The following is a 16759-nucleotide window of genomic DNA, read 5'->3' on the forward strand; positions in this document are numbered from 1 at the left end:
TGTATTAGGAAAGTATAGAAGGGCTTTACCGACGAGATCAAACTCGTCGGCAAAATTCAGACTAATGACCACCCAGCATCGCGGGCTCAATGCGGCGTTGATTGAACTGCCAATACAGTGCGGCTAACGTCAGGAACCCGATGGTACCGAGCATGAACCACGGTAGTTCCGGTTGATTCAGTGCGTGTCCGGTATCGAATAACCAGCCGCCGCCGCTGTAACCAATCGCACCACCGAGCGCCAGCCCAAGGCGGCTGAAGCCCATATAACTGCCTCTGGCTCTGGAATCCGCCAGCGAAGCGCTTAAAGTTTCACGCGCAGGTTCGGCGATAATGGAACCAATATAAAACAGGCTGATCAGCAGCAGCAGAGTTTGCAACTCCGTCGTCATCCCGATTGGGAACATGCTGACGGACATGATGAAAAGCCCCGCCATTAGGCGCTGTTCCAGCCGGAAGCGTTTCTCGCTCCAGCGGGCGATAGGGTACAGCAGTGTCAGCGACAGCACCGCTTCAATGGCGTACATCCATTTCACCGCAGACGGTGTTCCGGCGAGCTCGTTGACCATAATGGGCAGCATCAGCAAAACCTGAACGGCCAGCATATAGTAGCCCGTCAGCGTTAAGACATACATCAGGAAACGGCGGTCGCGAATCACGCGCGTCAGGCCTTCCCGGATTGGTGTCTTGACCGTTGAGATGCGGTAGGCAGGCAGCAGCCAGGCATTGAGCGCAGCGGCAAGCACAAAGATGACCGCACCCGTCCAGCAGACAATCTCGAAATCGTACTGGAGCAGCCAACTGCCGATTAGGGCACCGATAACGGCACCCGCGCTATCCTGCATCATTAACAGAGAATAAAAACGACCACGTTCCTGCGGACGAATTAACTTGATGACCAGTGCGGTACGCGGCGGATCGAATAGCGTGCCACCCAAACCGGACAACGCACAGGACAGCCAAAGCAGCCAGGGTTCATCGGCAATCGCCATGAACACAAAACCGGAGGCGCGTAGCAGCATCCCGGTAATAATCATCGGTTTGGCACCAAAACGGTCAGCAATGGCCCCGCCGAAAATACCGAGCCCTTGCTGAATAAACTGGCGCAATCCCAATGCGATACCGACTAATAATGCAGCCCAGCCGAGATCGTCGACAAAACGAATGGAAATAAGGGGAAAGACAACGAAGAATCCCAAAACCACCAGCATATTATCGAGTAATAAAAAATATTTACCCAAGCTCCGAGCTTGCGACATCAGAGGCATGTTTCACCACAACAAAGAAAGGAGGAAAATAACAGACGTGACTATTTTGTACTCTAATTCGACTTTGGTATAGCCTATTGTTGGATAATATTTTTTTATCGATTTAACGTTATCCGAGTAGCATTTCGGCGAGAAAAAATGCCTTTCCTGACTCAACTGCGCAATAACTCGACGACGGGGATTTTACGTCTATGAATTTATGTGGTTATAGTAAGGATTATCAGAAATACCGATATTTTCTGCTTGTGTGGAATAGTCACTTTTTCAGCGGCGATGAATTTTACTTATCGATAACATGGAGAGGCAGGGGGAAAAATGTTTGGCTACCGTTCAACGCCAGCAAGAGTGCAATTGACAACTGACAGGCTGGTGGTGCGTCTGGCCCATGAACGCGATGCATGGCGTCTGGCCGAATACTATTCTGAAAACCGTGATTTTCTTAAGCCGTGGGAACCCGTGAGAGACGCCAGCCATTGCTATCCATCAGGCTGGCAAGCGCGTCTGAGTGTGATTAACGATATGCATAAGCAGGGCAGCGCCTATTACTTCCTTCTGTTGGATCAGAATGAAAACGAAGTATACGGCGTGGCGAATTTCAGCAACGTGCTGCGGGGATCGTTTCACGCCTGCTATCTGGGCTATTCACTCGGTCAAAAATGGCAGGGGCAAGGGCTGATGTATGAAGCGTTGCAACCGGCAATACGTTATATGCAGCGTCAGCAGCATATGCATCGCATCATGGCTAACTATATGCCGCATAACCAGCGTAGTGGGGGGTTACTGACGCGTTTGGGGTTTGAGCGTGAAGGCTATGCGAAGAATTATCTGCTCATTGATGGCAAATGGCAGGATCATGTATTAACCGCGCTGACCAACGCCGAGTGGAAGTCTCCGCGTTAAGGAAAAATGATGAAATACCAATTAGATGCTCGTGAAGCCCGCGTGATTGGTTGCATGCTGGAAAAGCAGATCACCACGCCGGATCAATACCCGATGTCGTTAAACGGTATCACCACGGCCTGTAATCAGAAAACCAACCGTGAACCTGTGATGGAACTGAGCGAAAGCGAGGTTCAGCAAACGCTGGATTTGCTCGTGAAGAAACATTTTCTGCGCACGCTCAGCGGATTTGGTAACCGTGTCGTGAAGTATGAACATCGTTTTTGCAATTCTGAATTTGGTGACCTGAAGCTCTCACCTGCGGAAGTGGCGTTGGTGGCGACGCTGCTTCTGCGCGGACCACAGACACCGGGTGAACTGCGTACGCGCGCGGCCCGATTGTATGAATTTTCAGATGTCGGTGAAGCGGAATCCACCCTTGAACATTTGCAACAGCGTGAGGATGGGCCGTTTGTCGTCCGGTTGGCGCGTGAAGCAGGGAAGCGGGAAAGCCGCTATCAGCATCTTTTCAGTGGTGATGTCAGTGATGTTGCCGCTCCCGAAGTGGACAGCGGAAGCGATCATTCACCGCTAGCTGAGCGCGTTGAGGCATTAGAAAAAGAGGTTGCTGAACTCAAACGCCAGCTTGCTGCGCTGTTAGCGTAATAAATCTGTATCAGGGAGAACACTCGTCATGAAGCCTCAATTTACGTCTGCGGAAAACGTTGCAGAACATCGTATTTCAGAACATAACGCCTCCGCCCGACGTCCTCGTATCGGCGTCGTCGGGCTGGGCTCCATCGCGCAGAAAGCCTATTTGCCCATTCTCAGTCAGGCTGAACGCTGGGAGCTGGTAGGCGCGTTTTCTCCCGACCAGCAAAAAACGCAGCGGATTTGTCAGCAGTATCGGATGACGAACTTCTCGGCGCTGGACGCGCTGGCAGCACAGTGCGATGCCGTTTTCGTGCACAGCAGTACCGCCAGCCATTTTTCCGTTGTGAGCCAACTGCTTAACGCGGGTGTCGATGTTTATGTGGATAAACCACTGGCAGAGACGCTGGAGCAGGCGGAAGCGCTGGTCGAATTGGCAGATCAACAACAAAAAATTTTGATGGTTGGTTTTAATCGCCGTTTCGCACCGTGCTATCAGCAGCTAAAACAGCGGCTGGATCAGCCGGCGTCTTTGCGCATGGATAAACACCGTATTAATGGTGTTGGGCCGCAGGATGTCCGTTTTACTCTGCTGGATGATTATCTGCACGTGGTGGACACTGCACTTTGGCTCGCGGGCGGCGACGCTCAACTGATTGATGGCGTGCTGCATGCGAATGCGAACGGTCAATTGCTGTATGCCGAGCACCATTTCCAGAGCGGCGATTGTCAGGTGACGACCAGCATGCATCGTCAGGCTGGAAGTCAGCGCGAATGGGTTCAGGCTGTTACCCAGGGCGGGCTTTATCAGGTCGATGAGATGCGTGAATGGCGTGAAGATCGCGAAGGAATAACGATCCGCCCGGCCGTGCCATCCTGGCAAACGACGCTGGAACAACGCGGGTTTGTCGGTGCAGTGCAGCATTTCATCGCGGCCATTGAACAACGGAAACCAGCGGAAACATCAGGTAACCAGGCGTTACTGTCCCAGCGCATGATTGAAAAATTGCTGGGAAAAAGCTGAAAAGTTCAGCGGTTATGACAATGTGCGGTAGCTATTACACGTGCAATGCGTAGACTAGTCCCACCTCGCAATCAGGATAACCTCAACGGGTTAATAATCGGTCCTGAACCGTTCAGAACATAATCGGATGAATCTACTTAAATCACTGGCTGCCGTCAGTTCCATGACCATGGTATCGCGCGTTTTAGGCTTTGTGCGTGATGCTATCGTCGCTCGTATTTTTGGTGCAGGTATGGCGACAGACGCCTTCTTTGTGGCGTTTAAACTGCCTAACCTGCTCCGCCGAATTTTCGCGGAAGGCGCATTTTCACAGGCTTTTGTGCCGATTCTGGCCGAATATAAAAGCCAGCAGGGCGACGAGGCCACGCGAACATTCCTTGCCTATGTTTCCGGCATGTTGACGTTGATTCTGGCGTTAGTCACCGTGGCGGGGATGGTCGCCGCACCGTGGGTCATCATGGTGACCGCGCCCGGTTTTGCCGCGACGCCAGAGCGCTTTGAGCTCACTTCGGATCTATTAAGAGTCACGTTTCCCTATATCCTGCTGATCTCGCTGACCTCGATGGTCGGTTCGGTGCTAAATACCTGGAACCGTTTCTCGGTGCCCGCGTTTGCTCCGACATTGCTTAACGTCAGCATGATTGGCTTTTCGCTGTTTGCCGCCCCGTATTTTAACCCACCAGTGATGGCGCTGGCCTGGGCGGTTTTGGTTGGCGGCTTACTGCAGCTCGGCTATCAGTTACCGCATCTGAAAAAGATTGGCATGCTGGTATTGCCGCGCCTGAAATGGCGTGACCCGAGCGTCTGGCGCGTCATGAAGCTAATGGGGCCTGCGGTCCTGGGCGTCTCGGTGAGCCAGATTTCGTTAATCATCAACACTATTTTCGCGTCCTTCCTCAGCGAAGGGGCGGTGTCATGGATGTATTACGCTGACCGTCTGATGGAATTTCCTTCCGGCGTTCTCGGCGTGGCGTTAGGGACGATCTTACTGCCATCACTGGCGAAGAGTTTTGCCAGTGGTAATCATGACGAATACTCCCGCCTGATGGATTGGGGGCTCCGCCTGTGTTTCCTGTTGGCGCTGCCGAGCGCGGTGGCATTAGGCATTTTGGCTAAGCCCTTAACCGTGTCGCTGTTCCAGTACGGCAAATTTAGCGCCTTTGATGCGCTGATGACCCAGCGGGCGCTGATTGCCTACTCAGTTGGGCTGATGGGACTGATTGTCGTCAAAGTGTTAGTGCCCGGTTTTTATTCCCGGCAGGATATCAAGACGCCAGTCAAAATAGCGATAGTTACGCTGATTCTGACGCAAGTGATGAACCTGATCTTTATCGGTCCGCTACAACATGCGGGTCTGGCGTTGTCTATCGGTCTGGCCTCCTGCCTGAATGCAGGATTACTGTATTGGCAACTGCGTAAACAGGATATTTTCCAGCCGCTACCGGGTTGGCGGGGGTTTTTGGTTCGCCTTCTCGTTGCGGTTATCGTAATGTCGCTGGTTTTACTGGGTATGCTGTGGTGGATGCCCGCGTGGGATGACGGCAATATGACGATGCGAATTCTGCGTTTGTTGCTGGTCGTGGTCGCAGGGGCCGGATCCTATTTTGCCACGCTAGCGCTGTTGGGGTTCCGCCCTCGGGATTTCGCCCGCCGTAGCGTGTGACAGCGCTAAGTCGTAGCGCAACTGTCTTTGCCTATAACGTAAAACGCCATTGGTGGCAGCACCAATGGCGTTTTTGCTGTCAATCGACGGATCGATTTTCAGTCGATGGAGAATTACATCTTCTCGACGGTTTCGATGCCCAGCGTATCCAGACCTTGCTTCAGCGTTTTCGCAGTCAGCAGTGCCAGTCTCAGACGGCTTTGACGCACGTTGTCGCTTTCGGCATTGAGAATCGGACAGTGCTCGTAGAAACCAGAGAACAGACCCGCCAGATCGTACAGGTAGCTACACATCACATGCGGCGTGCCTTCACGGGCGACGGAGGTGATGGTTTCTTCAAATTGCAGCAGACGCGTGGCAAGCGCAAATTCGCGCTCATCGCTCAGCGTAATCGGCTGCGTTAAGCTGTCTTCCTGTATGCCTGCACGTTTGAAAATAGACGCGACGCGCGTATAGGCGTATTGCATGTAAGGCGCGGTATTGCCTTCAAACGCCAGCATGTTGTCCCAATCGAAAACGTAGTCCGTGGTACGGCTTTTTGACAGGTCGGCGTATTTGATCGCGCCGATAGAAACCACTTTCGCCAGCGCGGTTAATTCATCGCTTTCCATCTGTGGATTTTTCTCTGCGATGAGCTTCAATGCACGATCGTAGGCCTCATCCAACAGCTCGGACAGTTTGATCGTTCCGCCTGCACGCGTTTTGAATGGTTTGCCATCTTTGCCCAGCATCATGCCGAACATATGGTGTTCCAGGCTGACAGAATCAGGTACGTAACCCGCTTTACGCACGATGGTCCAGGCCTGCATCAAATGTTGATGTTGGCGGGAGTCGATGTAGTAAAGCACGCGATCGGCGTTCAGGGTTTCATAACGGTATTTGGCGCAGGCGATGTCCGTTGTGGTGTAGAGGTAGCCACCATCCTTTTTCTGGATGATGACGCCCATCGGTTCGCCTTCCTTGTTTTTGTATTCATCAAGGAAAACAACCGTTGCGCCTTCGCTCTCAACCGCCAGACCTTTTGCCTTCAGGTCGGCAACGATGCCCGGCAGCATGCTGTTATACAGGCTTTCACCCATCACATCCTGTTTGGTCAGCGTAACATTGAGGCGTTCATAGTTGATCTGGTTCTGCGTCATGGTGATATCGACGAGCTTGCGCCACATCTGACGGCAATATTCATCGCCACCCTGCAATTTCACCACGTAAGCGCGCGCGCGTTCGGCGAAATCGGCATCATCATCATAGTGTTTTTTCGCTTCACGATAGAACGCTTCAAGATCGGACAAATCCATCTCGTTGGCGCTTTCGTTTTGCATTTTTTCAAGGTAGGCGATCAGCATGCCGAACTGCGTACCCCAGTCGCCAACGTGGTTCGCACGAATTACGTTGTGGCCGAGAAACTCCAGCGTACGGGCCGATGCATCACCAATGATGGTTGAGCGCAGGTGACCGACGTGCATTTCTTTCGCGACGTTAGGAGCAGAGTAGTCAATCACGATTGTTTGTGGCTCAACGGGCGTTAAACCCAGTTTTGGTGCATTCAGGGCGTTCTCAACCTGGCTCGCAACCCACTGCTTATCGAGAAAAATATTAATAAATCCCGGGCCTGCGATTTCTGTTTTTTCCGCAATGCCCTCCAGCGCCAAAAATTGGACGACTTTTTCTGCCAATTGTCGCGGCGGCATGCCCAGTTTTTTTGCCACGGCCATGACGCCGTTGGCCTGATAATCACCAAACTGTGCTTTTGCCGACTGACGAATCTGAGCTTCGCTGTCTGCTGGCGCGCCCGCGGCGGTTAACGCCTGGCTGACTTTTTCGGAGAGAAGAGCCTGAATATTCACCGGTTTACCTTAAATAAAAAATTAAGCCTTGCTTATACCATATTTGCCTTTCCTCGTCAGCAGACGGGGCGAGGCAAAGGGATGTTCAGGTGAAAAAACACCCGGCAGGTGTGAGAGTAAAGAAGAGGGAACGAGATAAAAAAGGATTAAGGAGAACACGACAAAAAAGAAAAAGTAGTTTTAGGTAGAATAAAAATAAATCAAATCGCGATCTTAACGTTTTTTTGACCGACTATGTGAACCAATTTTATGTGAGTCTCTGGTTTTAAAATGACGAAAAATAGCATATGCCGCAATAGCGATAAGTGCGATGGATATAATGAGTAAAACCATAGTGATATCTCTGCGTTATTATTTGTTTTATTAATTTATACGTTTTCTTTTCGGCGTTCAATGGGACGGTTATTATTTAAGATTCCTCCCAGAATAGATTGCGAGAAGTATCGCAGATTACACCAGGTAAAAAACATTTCCGCTTATTAATCAAACGGCATCATTACCTTTTCTTTGCATTTAATGCGTTCCACGTAATGAAGGTGTAAATAAATGTACCTGGAGAAAATAGAATTTAATTAGAATGTGTTATGGGTGTGATATTCTCACTGCGTAAATGGTGATTGACAATATGAGATGCCGCAGGAGTTTTACCCGATATGTTACCCGATGATTTGATAACGGATTTAGCGCGTTTTGAGCAAACGCTACAGGAATTGGCCGATGTGCTTCAACTGGATTTAGGCGCATTTCATGCTGATCATATCTCGTTGCGCTGCCATCAGAATGCGACGGCTGAATCATGGAAAGCGGCGCTGCTACAGGTCGGCAGCCTGCTGTCTGAAAACCAAATCAATGGCCGCACAATCTGCTTGTTTATTCTGGATAATGCCATCGCGGTCGGCCCCTGGCAGATTACCTGTATCGAGCTACCGTGGCCGGGGAAAAAGCATTACCCGCATGAAGGATGGGAGCATGTGGAGCTGGTGTTACCTGGTGACGCGGAAACGCTGCATCAGCGTGCGCTGGCCTGCTTGTCTGATGACGCACTGCGTACGCCGGGCATCAAGCTTAAATTCAGTTCTCCGCAAGGTGAAAAAGAACGAATCCCTAATCCGACGCTGGCGGTAACCAACGGGAAAGTGACAATAAAATTTCATCCATTTGATATACGCGATGTTGTCGCAAGCGAAATGTCATCACTATGAAATAGCGAATAGCAGTACCTAAAGTAATCAGAAAGATAACATTGGCTGGAAGGTAGCGTGGCGTGTCGCTTTATTCATGCCAATTTCTTTTGCTGTGGAAAAGATTAATAAAATTGTGGTTTATGTCATGTTTATTTCGGCAATGTATCGCGTTCATTGTGACTCCTGTCTCCTCACGATATGAATGCGAATGCCATAGTTATTACTTTAATCGGCGTGATGATTCGTCGATTTTTCGATAATTAAGAAAAGTGGTCTGGGAGTTTACATGGAGGAGCAGCGATGACGAAACTGGAAGTATGCTGTTATAGCGTTGATTGTGCGATAACAGCAGCGCAGTCTGGGGCTGACAGGATTGAACTCTGTGCAGGACAGCGAGAAGGCGGGTTAACGCCATCCTATGGTGCGCTGCGTGGCGCGCGCGAAAAGGTCGCGATTCCTGTTCACCCGATTGTGCGCCCGCGAGGGGGCGATTTTTGCTACAGCGAGACGGAATTTGCTGCCATCAAATACGACATTGAGCAGATTCGTGAGATGGGTTTTCCCGGCGTTGTTGTTGGCGCACTCAATGAGGAAGGGCACATCGATTTGCCCAAAATGCGCGAAATTATGGCGGCGGCTCAAGGGATGGCGGTGACTTTTCATCGCGCGTTCGATATGTGTCTGAACCCGTATATTGCGCTGGAACAGCTCACTGAACTTGGCGTATCGCGTATATTGACCTCTGGGCAGCAGCAGACAGCGGAAAATGGGCTCCGGTTATTACGTGAACTAACACAGGCCAGTCGCGGTCCAATTATTATGGCGGGTTCCGGTGTGCGGCTGACTAACGTGCATAAATTTCAGCAGGCCGGTATCCGAGAACTGCACAGTTCGGCAGGCCAGTGGACACCGTCTCCGATGCGCTATCGTAAAATCGGCGTGTCGATGTGTTCTGATACGGAATTAGATGAGTTCAGCCAGTATTGCGTGGATGGTGATGTGGTGGAAGCCATGAAACGGGCCGTCAGCCCGGACCGTGAAATGCAGTACGTGTCATAACGTAAGGGATTTCACGGTGTAGGGGTAGAGAGACAGCGTTGTTCTAAACACCACACCGTCATTCTTCAATTTTGCCGCGCCGCATACCATCAGGTGTGCATGGCAAGTACCAAGCCCCAGCGTGTTGCTGGGGCTTTTTTTGTCAAGCGCAGTAATTTAGAACGAATGAGGCTTACTGGTAGATCCCAGGTTTACGGGCAACCAGAACGGCCCGTACTGGTGCAGGGTAACCTTCCACCGTTTTCGTCGGATCTTCAGGATCGAGGAATTCAGCCAGTGATTCCGTGATCATCCAGTCGGTTCTGCGTTGCTCCTGCGTTGTCGTGGTGCAGATATCCACGACGCGGACATCAACAAAGCCGCATTTCTCAAGCCATTTCGTCAAGGCTGCGGCGGAAGGGATGAAATACACATTGCGCATTTGCGCGTAGCGTTCTCCCGGTACCAGCACCTGATTTTCATCGCCTTCAATAACCAGCGTTTCCAGCACCAGTTCGCCACCCGCCACCAGCTGATTCTTCAATTGCCACAGGTGATCAAGCGGGGAACGGCGGTGGTACAGCACGCCCATAGAAAACACGGTGTCAAACGCAGCAAGTTCGGGGAGTTGCTCAATACCGAGCGGCAGAACGTGCGCACGCTGATCGTCGCCGAGCAGCTTACGCACAGCTTCGAACTGGCATAAGAACAGCTGCATAGGATCGATGCCAACTGCCATCGTGGCGCCTTCGCCAACCATCCGCCACAGGTGATAGCCGCTGCCGCAGCCTACATCCAGAATTAGGCGATTCTTCAGCGGGCTGATATGCGGCAGAACGCGCTGCCATTTCCAGTCAGAACGCCATTCCGTGTTGATATCTACGCCGTAAAGCGAAAAGGGGCCTTTACGCCAGGGCATCAGGTTACGCAGCAACTTTTCGATGCCTTCACGCTGGCCGATGGAAATATCGGGTTCCATGCGCGCCGTGACGCTGTCGTTCAAATCCAGAGAGGTTGGCGTCAGCGATGGAAGGTGTTCCAGCGAGTTAAACCAGAGTTTGAACTTACCGTGCAACGATTCCTGCTGCCAACTACTGAGCTGTGAAGGTAGCGTGTTAAGCCAGTGGCTGAGTGGGCCTTTTGCGATTTGTTGATAAAAATTGCCGAAATCGATCACGCCTTTTCCTCTGCTTTCACGGCTAATAACGAACCAAAATTAAAACACTGAAACCAAATCTCGCTGTGCTCAAAACCGGCATCTGCCAGTCGAGCTTTATGGGTGTCTACCGAGTCGGTCAGCATGACGTTTTCCAGCATGCTGCGTTTCTGACTGATTTCTAACTCGCTGTAGCCATTTGCCCGCTTGAAATCGAGATGCATGTTGAACAGCAATTCGCCGACGTCTTTGTCCGCAAAATTGAATTTCTCTGAGAGCACGAGCACGCCGCCGGGATTCAATCCCTGATAAATACGCTCGATGAGCACCTGACGCTGAGAAGGTTCCAGAAACTGAAGGGTAAAGTTCAGAACCACCATAGACGCATTTTCGATATCAATATTCAGGATATCGGCTTCTATAATGTCGACAGGCGTATCGGAACGGAAAGCGTCAATGTGGCTGCGGCAGCGCTTCACCATTGCCGGAGAATTATCTACCGCGATAATTTTGCAGCCCGGTACAGCGATATTACGTCGCATAGACAACGTAGCCGCACCCAGCGAGCATCCTAGATCGTAAACATGGCTATCCGGGCGGACGAAGCGTTCTGCCAGCATGCCAATCATCGAGATGATGTTGGAATAGCCGGGAACGGAGCGTTGGATCATATCGGGGAAGACGTCGGCAACGCGTTCGTCGAATGTCCAGTCGCCTAAATTGGCAATTGGCACAGAGAAAAGCATATCGCGGTTTGGCATGGCGGAAAGTGCACTGAGAGTAATAAAGAAGCGCGTATTCTAGCAGAATACGCCATACCCGTCATACTTCAAGTTGCATGTGCGTTGGCTACGTTCAGTCACCCGAATCACTTACTTGAGTAAGCTCATCGGGACTCCCTCGCTTGCCGCCTGCCTGAAACTCGAATTATTTAGGGTATATGGTCTTCACCTTCCATAGGGTGTGGACAAGCTTTTTGATTCCCGGGCGCATAAATGTTCGTGCGTCCGGGAGGAACAGGTGTCGTTCTTGTTTCACGCCATCAATACAGCGTGAAAACCAGATCCCAGGGGAGGTAGTAGAGGTTTGCTGCAATCATCAGGATGAGTGAGGCGTAGGTTGCCGACATACCGGAACGCCGCCAGCGGAATTCGCGATGCCGAAGGCCGTAATAGTGCGCTAAACGCCCAGTAATCAATAAAATACCGCAGAAGTGGATCATGATGATAAGGGCGCCGTTCATTTCCATCAGCACCAGCAGAATCGCCGCAATCGGAATATATTCCACCGCGTTGCCATGTACTCGGATCGCCGTTTGCAATTCATAAAATCCGCCGTCGCCATACGCCACGCGATACTGCATTCTGAGTTTTACAACATCAATAGACAGCTTTATCAACAAGATTGCGCCAAGCACGATATAGAGCGCACTTACCATTTTTTACTCCGTAACCTAACCGAAAACGGCTTGCAGAATAATAGCTTTACCTAACGCAACTGTCGCCTGTAAAGGCTGATTTTTTTAGCGGAAATGGATTACGTTACGAAATTGTTTATAACTAAATGAACTAACACATGCGGTATTGGGCGGTTCAAAAGAGTGTCGCCTGCTGTGGCCAATCCGGCTGGGGTGGCAGGGTCGGGTCGATCTCGGCGAGTAATGGCCAAAGTTGTTGTGCCAGCGGTGGAGCATCACCGATATCGGGTGTATGGATAAAGAAGAAGGGATTTGCCTCACGCCACTGTGGCAGCTTGTTACGCCATGACTCGAACCAGCGAAGATTTTCTTCCTGCTTTTCACTGCCGATAAAGCGAATCAGCGGTTGCGTGGCAGTCAGCACGGCGTGTACCGGCACGCGAGGCTTCTTCCGTTGGGCTTCACGCATGGCTGCGCTATCTGGTGCGGCGTGGTGAACCGGACGGCTATCGAGAATCACACGGTTAATTCTGCGCTGCTGTAGCCCCTGATTCAGCGCACGCTCTTCATCGCCTTTGGCAAAAAACAGCGGGTGACGGACTTCCACACCGTAGCTAAATCCTTGCGGTAAGGCATCAAGAAAGCGCCACAAAACGGGCAACTGCGCAGGGCTGAAAGTCGCTGGGAGTTGCAGCCATAATTGTCCGATACGGTGTTCAATCGGTTCAAGGCATTGATAAAAAAGGCTTACATCACTATCACAGTTCTGCAAGGCAGCTTTATGGCTGATCGCTGAGGGAAACTTGAAACAAAAGCGAAAGTCATCATGCGTCATATCACGCCAACGTCCGACAACCTCGCGTGAAGGTAACGCATAAAAGGTCGTATTACCTTCAACACAGGTAAAATAGCGGCTGTAGTCGGCAAGGTCGTTTAAGCCCAACCGACTCCAGGCAGGATGCTGCCATTGTGGTAATCCGATATACATCATCGCACCATAACGTCATTGAATCTCAAGCAGAATGCCGACGATTATCGCGTAATTGTCGGGGCAGCGCGAGCGAACCGAGAGATATCGTTTATAAAATCTCGTCCGCCCACTGTGTGGCCTCCATGATCATGCTAAAGAAGTTTTCCTCATCGACACCCAACTGGGTTAACAGTTGTTCAAGTTCTTCCCATTCTTGCTGTTCATATTTCGCGATTAACGTCAGATAAATAGCAAGCTCGCCGGTATTTTCTAATAAGCTCTGGTTAATTTTTTCCGATAGGGCGATTTGTGAGAGCAATAGCGGCATGGGTGAATCTAATACGGCATCAAGCAGCGATAATAATCCGCAGAGAAACGCCTCGGTGGTATCGTCCTTCACATTGAAAGATGCATGCAACAACTCGAAGAATCTGGCGCGAATTAAACTCGTGCGATAAAGCTCGCTGGGTTTATTTTCATTACTGTTGGTTATGCTAATTAATGACACAAAACGTTTAAGCTCGCGTTGTCCAAGCAGCATCGCCATCGCGCGGAAAGACATGGTGGTTGCCGTGATACCAAAGCGGGTGTTGTATTTGATATTGGTGATGTAGCGCATCAATTTATAATAAAGCGACAGATCGGCACAGACCAATTCTTCGATCGTGGCATAGTTGAGCTCAGGTTTATTGACCTCTCTCAGCAGCCTGATGGTATTGCTGGAGTTATTGACCAATTTTTTGGATTTGATCATTTCAGGACGACTGAAAAAATAGCCCTGAAACAGTGAGATGCCCAGTTTCTTACTTTTCAGGTACTGCTCATGTGTCTCTACTTTCTCTGCCAGATAGATTAGCTTGCGCTGCGTGGTTCTTTTGATGAAATTTTCAATATCATCAAAGGTCGACAGAGTTAAATCGAATTTGATGATATCAACGTAAGGCAAAAACCGATCCCATTCTGAATCCATCGAAAAATCATCAAGTGCAATTTTGAAGCCCTTTCTTTTTAGCTTTTTTACGGCAGCAAAGAGATCATTATTGGGAATCGAATTTTCAAGGATCTCAATAACGACCTTTTCCTGTGGCAATACCTCAGCCTGGCCATTGATCAACATCTGATGGGGGAAATTAATGTAGTAAGGCTGTTCAACCACAGATTTCGTCAACGGATTGGTTAAGAACTGATCGGAAATAAGCTGTGCGGTTGCAAATTCAGGACTCACGTCAGGAAATCTATTGGTGATGTCCATGCGAAAAAGTAGCTCGTAGGCAACGGTTTGGAGGTGTTGATTTAAAATGGGTTGACGGGCAACAAATGAATACATACTTGTTCTCCATGTAAACCATACGCATTAGCCAATAATGGAAAAGCGTTTTTTATTAAAATTTTTATAAAAATAAGCAGTTACTTGGTAATTTTAGCAGATTTTATTAAAAGGGAAGATCGGTTTCCTCAAATCCTCACGCTGTGCGCGTTGGCATGCCCTATGCCTTTGGGCGATGACATTTCAGAAAATTGGCCTGCTGAGACGCTGCCTTTCTGACGGTTTTCGGGTCACCGTATTCTGCTGACTTGGGTTTCCCCTGCCGTTCAATTTTGCAACAACTCCATCTCTATTCGTGAACATTCTGTTAACCAGAAAGGAAATTTCGTAAAAAGAGTAGGCGGTGGCGTCGCAGAGCGTTACCTTCATGCTTATCGTTCGGGCGAATATCCTTTATAATAGCCGCCTTTTTTCATCAGACAGTAACCCAGAAAAACCATGCCGTGCAGCGAAAATGCCACTGTTTTTGCACTGTGATCTACCGTGAAAAGTAATCTACCGTGAGAACGTGTGAGCTGGCGGATGAGTAAAAGGACATCGTGATGCGTACTAATTATTGCGGGCAGTTGAATTCGTCCCATGTGGGCCAGGAAGTGACATTGTGCGGTTGGGTTAACCGCCGCCGCGATCTGGGTGGTTTGATTTTTATTGATATGCGTGACCGCGAAGGGCTGGTTCAGGTGTTCTTTGACCCAGACCGTCAGGACGCATTTAAACTGGCATCCGAGTTGCGTAACGAGTTCTGCATCCAACTTACCGGTGTCGTACGCGCCCGTCCAGAAAGCCAAATCAACAAAGATATGGCGACGGGTGAAGTCGAGATTTTTGCCAACGCACTGACGATCATTAACCGTTCTGAAGCGCTGCCGTTGGACTCCAACCAAACCAATACCGAAGAAGCGCGTCTCAAATTCCGCTATCTGGATTTGCGCCGTCCTGAAATGGCGCAGCGCCTGAAAACGCGTGCCCGCATCACCAGTTTTGTGCGTCGTTTTATGGACGACCACGGCTTCCTGGACATCGAAACCCCGATGTTGACGAAAGCAACGCCGGAAGGCGCGCGTGACTATCTGGTGCCGAGCCGCGTACATAAAGGCAAATTTTATGCGCTGCCGCAGTCCCCACAGCTGTTCAAACAGCTGCTGATGATGTCCGGCTTTGACCGCTACTATCAGATCGTCAAATGCTTCCGTGACGAAGACCTGCGTGCCGACAGACAGCCAGAATTTACCCAGATCGATGTGGAAACCTCTTTCATGACCGCACCACAGGTGCGTGAAGTGATGGAGAAACTGGTGCGTGAACTGTGGCAGGACGTGAAAGGCGTCGATCTGGGCGATTTCCCGATCATGACGTTCGCAGAAGCCATGCGCCGTTTCGGTTCCGACAAGCCAGATTTGCGTAACCCGCTGGAACTGGTCGACGTTGCCGATCTGGTGAAAGACATTGAGTTCAAAGTCTTCTCCGGCCCGGCAAACGATGCCAAAGGCCGCGTTGCCGCTATCCGTGTACCGGGCGGCGCACAGCTGAGCCGTAAGCAGATTGATGAATACGGCAAGTTTATTGAAATCTATGGCGCGAAAGGGCTGGCTTACATCAAGGTCAATGAGCGTGCCAAGGGTCTGGAAGGCGTTCAAAGCCCGGTAGCAAAATTCCTGAGCGAAGACATTCTGTCTGCCGTGTTGGATCGTACTGCGGCACAAGATGGCGACATCCTGTTCTTTGGTGCGGACAGCGCGAAAGTGGTGACCGATGCGCTGGGCGCGCTGCGTCTCAAGCTGGGTCGCGATCTGAGCCTGACAAAAGACAATAGCTGGGAACCGCTGTGGGTTGTCGATTTCCCGATGTTTGAAGAAGATGGCGACGGCGGTCTTGCTGCGATGCACCATCCGTTTACCGCACCGCGTGACATGCTGCCTGCTGAACTGGCTGCGAACCCGGTTTCGGCGATCGCCAATGCCTATGACATGGTCATTAACGGTTATGAAGTGGGCGGCGGTTCCGTGCGTATTCACCGTGGTGAGATGCAGCAAACCGTGTTCAGCATTCTGGGTATTACTGAACAAGAGCAGCGTGAGAAATTTGGCTTCCTGCTCGACGCACTGAAATATGGTACGCCGCCGCACGCGGGTCTGGCGTTTGGCCTTGACCGTCTGGTGATGTTGCTGACGGGCACTGATAACATTCGTGACGTTATCGCCTTCCCGAAAACGACGGCAGCAGCGTGTCTGATGACGGAAGCGCCAAGTTTCGCCAACTCGGCTTCGCTGGAAGAGCTTGCCATTGCGGTTGTCGTGAAAGGGAAAGCGGCTCAGGATGGAAAATCCGAGAACGAATAA

At 50.6% G+C, this 16759-nt stretch carries 14 protein-coding genes; 7 read left to right on the plus strand and 7 right to left on the minus strand.

Annotated features, from left to right (window positions below; genetic code table 11):
* Positions 1-61: 61 nt before the first annotated feature.
* Positions 62-1267, minus strand: a complete 1206-nt coding sequence (gene mdtH, locus BJJ97_RS14555; RefSeq protein ID WP_095699288.1) for a multidrug efflux MFS transporter MdtH — start codon at positions 1265-1267, stop codon at positions 62-64.
* Between the two features lie 315 nt (positions 1268-1582).
* Between mdtH and rimJ the strand changes: the two genes are divergently transcribed.
* The 4 genes from rimJ (at position 1583) to murJ (ending at position 5484) form a co-directional block, all read left to right on the plus strand.
* The gene (rimJ, locus tag BJJ97_RS14560; protein ID WP_039480408.1) at positions 1583-2167 is read left to right on the plus strand and encodes a ribosomal protein S5-alanine N-acetyltransferase; all 585 of its coding nucleotides are present in this window, start codon (positions 1583-1585) and stop codon (positions 2165-2167) included.
* A 9-nt stretch (positions 2168-2176) separates the two neighbouring features.
* Positions 2177-2812, plus strand: a complete 636-nt coding sequence (locus BJJ97_RS14565) for a YceH family protein (protein WP_095994399.1) — start codon at positions 2177-2179, stop codon at positions 2810-2812.
* 28 nt (positions 2813-2840) lie between these two features.
* On the plus strand, positions 2841-3821 hold the full coding sequence (locus tag BJJ97_RS14570; RefSeq protein WP_095994400.1) for a Gfo/Idh/MocA family protein: 981 nt from the start codon (positions 2841-2843) through the stop codon (positions 3819-3821).
* A 127-nt stretch (positions 3822-3948) separates the two neighbouring features.
* Positions 3949-5484, plus strand: a complete 1536-nt coding sequence (gene murJ, locus BJJ97_RS14575) for a murein biosynthesis integral membrane protein MurJ (protein WP_095994401.1) — start codon at positions 3949-3951, stop codon at positions 5482-5484.
* A 113-nt stretch (positions 5485-5597) separates the two neighbouring features.
* On the opposite strand, the gene argS is transcribed toward murJ, so the two are convergent.
* Positions 5598-7328 carry an arginine--tRNA ligase gene (gene argS, locus BJJ97_RS14580; protein ID WP_095994402.1) on the minus strand — a complete coding sequence of 577 codons (1731 nt, stop codon included), beginning with the start codon at positions 7326-7328 and terminating at the stop codon, positions 5598-5600.
* Between the two features lie 653 nt (positions 7329-7981).
* On the opposite strand from argS, the gene BJJ97_RS14585 reads away from it, so the two are divergent.
* Together BJJ97_RS14585 and cutC are read left to right on the plus strand one after the other, a co-directional pair.
* Positions 7982-8530, plus strand: a complete 549-nt coding sequence (locus BJJ97_RS14585) for a VOC family protein (protein ID WP_095994403.1) — start codon at positions 7982-7984, stop codon at positions 8528-8530.
* Positions 8531-8812: 282 nt separating this feature from the next.
* A complete protein-coding gene (gene cutC, locus BJJ97_RS14590) occupies positions 8813-9571 on the plus strand; it encodes a copper homeostasis protein CutC (RefSeq protein ID WP_095994404.1) in 759 nt (252 codons plus the stop codon).
* Positions 9572-9743: 172 nt separating this feature from the next.
* Here the strand turns inward: cutC and cmoB are convergent, their stop codons facing one another.
* From cmoB to BJJ97_RS14615, 5 genes are all read right to left on the minus strand, one after another.
* Positions 9744-10727, minus strand: coding sequence for a tRNA 5-methoxyuridine(34)/uridine 5-oxyacetic acid(34) synthase CmoB (gene cmoB / locus BJJ97_RS14595; protein WP_039480427.1), 984 nt, complete (start codon positions 10725-10727; stop codon positions 9744-9746).
* Positions 10724-11467 carry a carboxy-S-adenosyl-L-methionine synthase CmoA gene (cmoA, locus tag BJJ97_RS14600; protein WP_095994405.1) on the minus strand — a complete coding sequence of 248 codons (744 nt, stop codon included), beginning with the start codon at positions 11465-11467 and terminating at the stop codon, positions 10724-10726. Before cmoA ends, cmoB begins: the two co-directional genes overlap by 4 nt.
* A gap of 281 nt (positions 11468-11748) precedes the next feature.
* Positions 11749-12144 carry an MAPEG family protein gene (locus BJJ97_RS14605; RefSeq protein ID WP_011094055.1) on the minus strand — a complete coding sequence of 132 codons (396 nt, stop codon included), beginning with the start codon at positions 12142-12144 and terminating at the stop codon, positions 11749-11751.
* A 154-nt stretch (positions 12145-12298) separates the two neighbouring features.
* A complete protein-coding gene (locus BJJ97_RS14610; RefSeq protein WP_095699298.1) occupies positions 12299-13111 on the minus strand; it encodes a DUF72 domain-containing protein in 813 nt (270 codons plus the stop codon).
* Positions 13112-13202: 91 nt separating this feature from the next.
* Complete coding sequence (locus BJJ97_RS14615; RefSeq protein ID WP_095994406.1) at positions 13203-14420, minus strand: EAL and HDOD domain-containing protein; 1218 nt, start codon at positions 14418-14420, stop codon at positions 13203-13205.
* A gap of 542 nt (positions 14421-14962) precedes the next feature.
* On the opposite strand from BJJ97_RS14615, the gene aspS reads away from it, so the two are divergent.
* Positions 14963-16759, plus strand: coding sequence for an aspartate--tRNA ligase (aspS, locus tag BJJ97_RS14620; RefSeq protein WP_095994407.1), 1797 nt, complete (start codon positions 14963-14965; stop codon positions 16757-16759).

The sequence above is a fragment of the Pectobacterium polaris genome (assembly GCF_002307355.1).
Taxonomy (GTDB): Bacteria; Pseudomonadota; Gammaproteobacteria; order Enterobacterales; family Enterobacteriaceae; genus Pectobacterium; species Pectobacterium polare.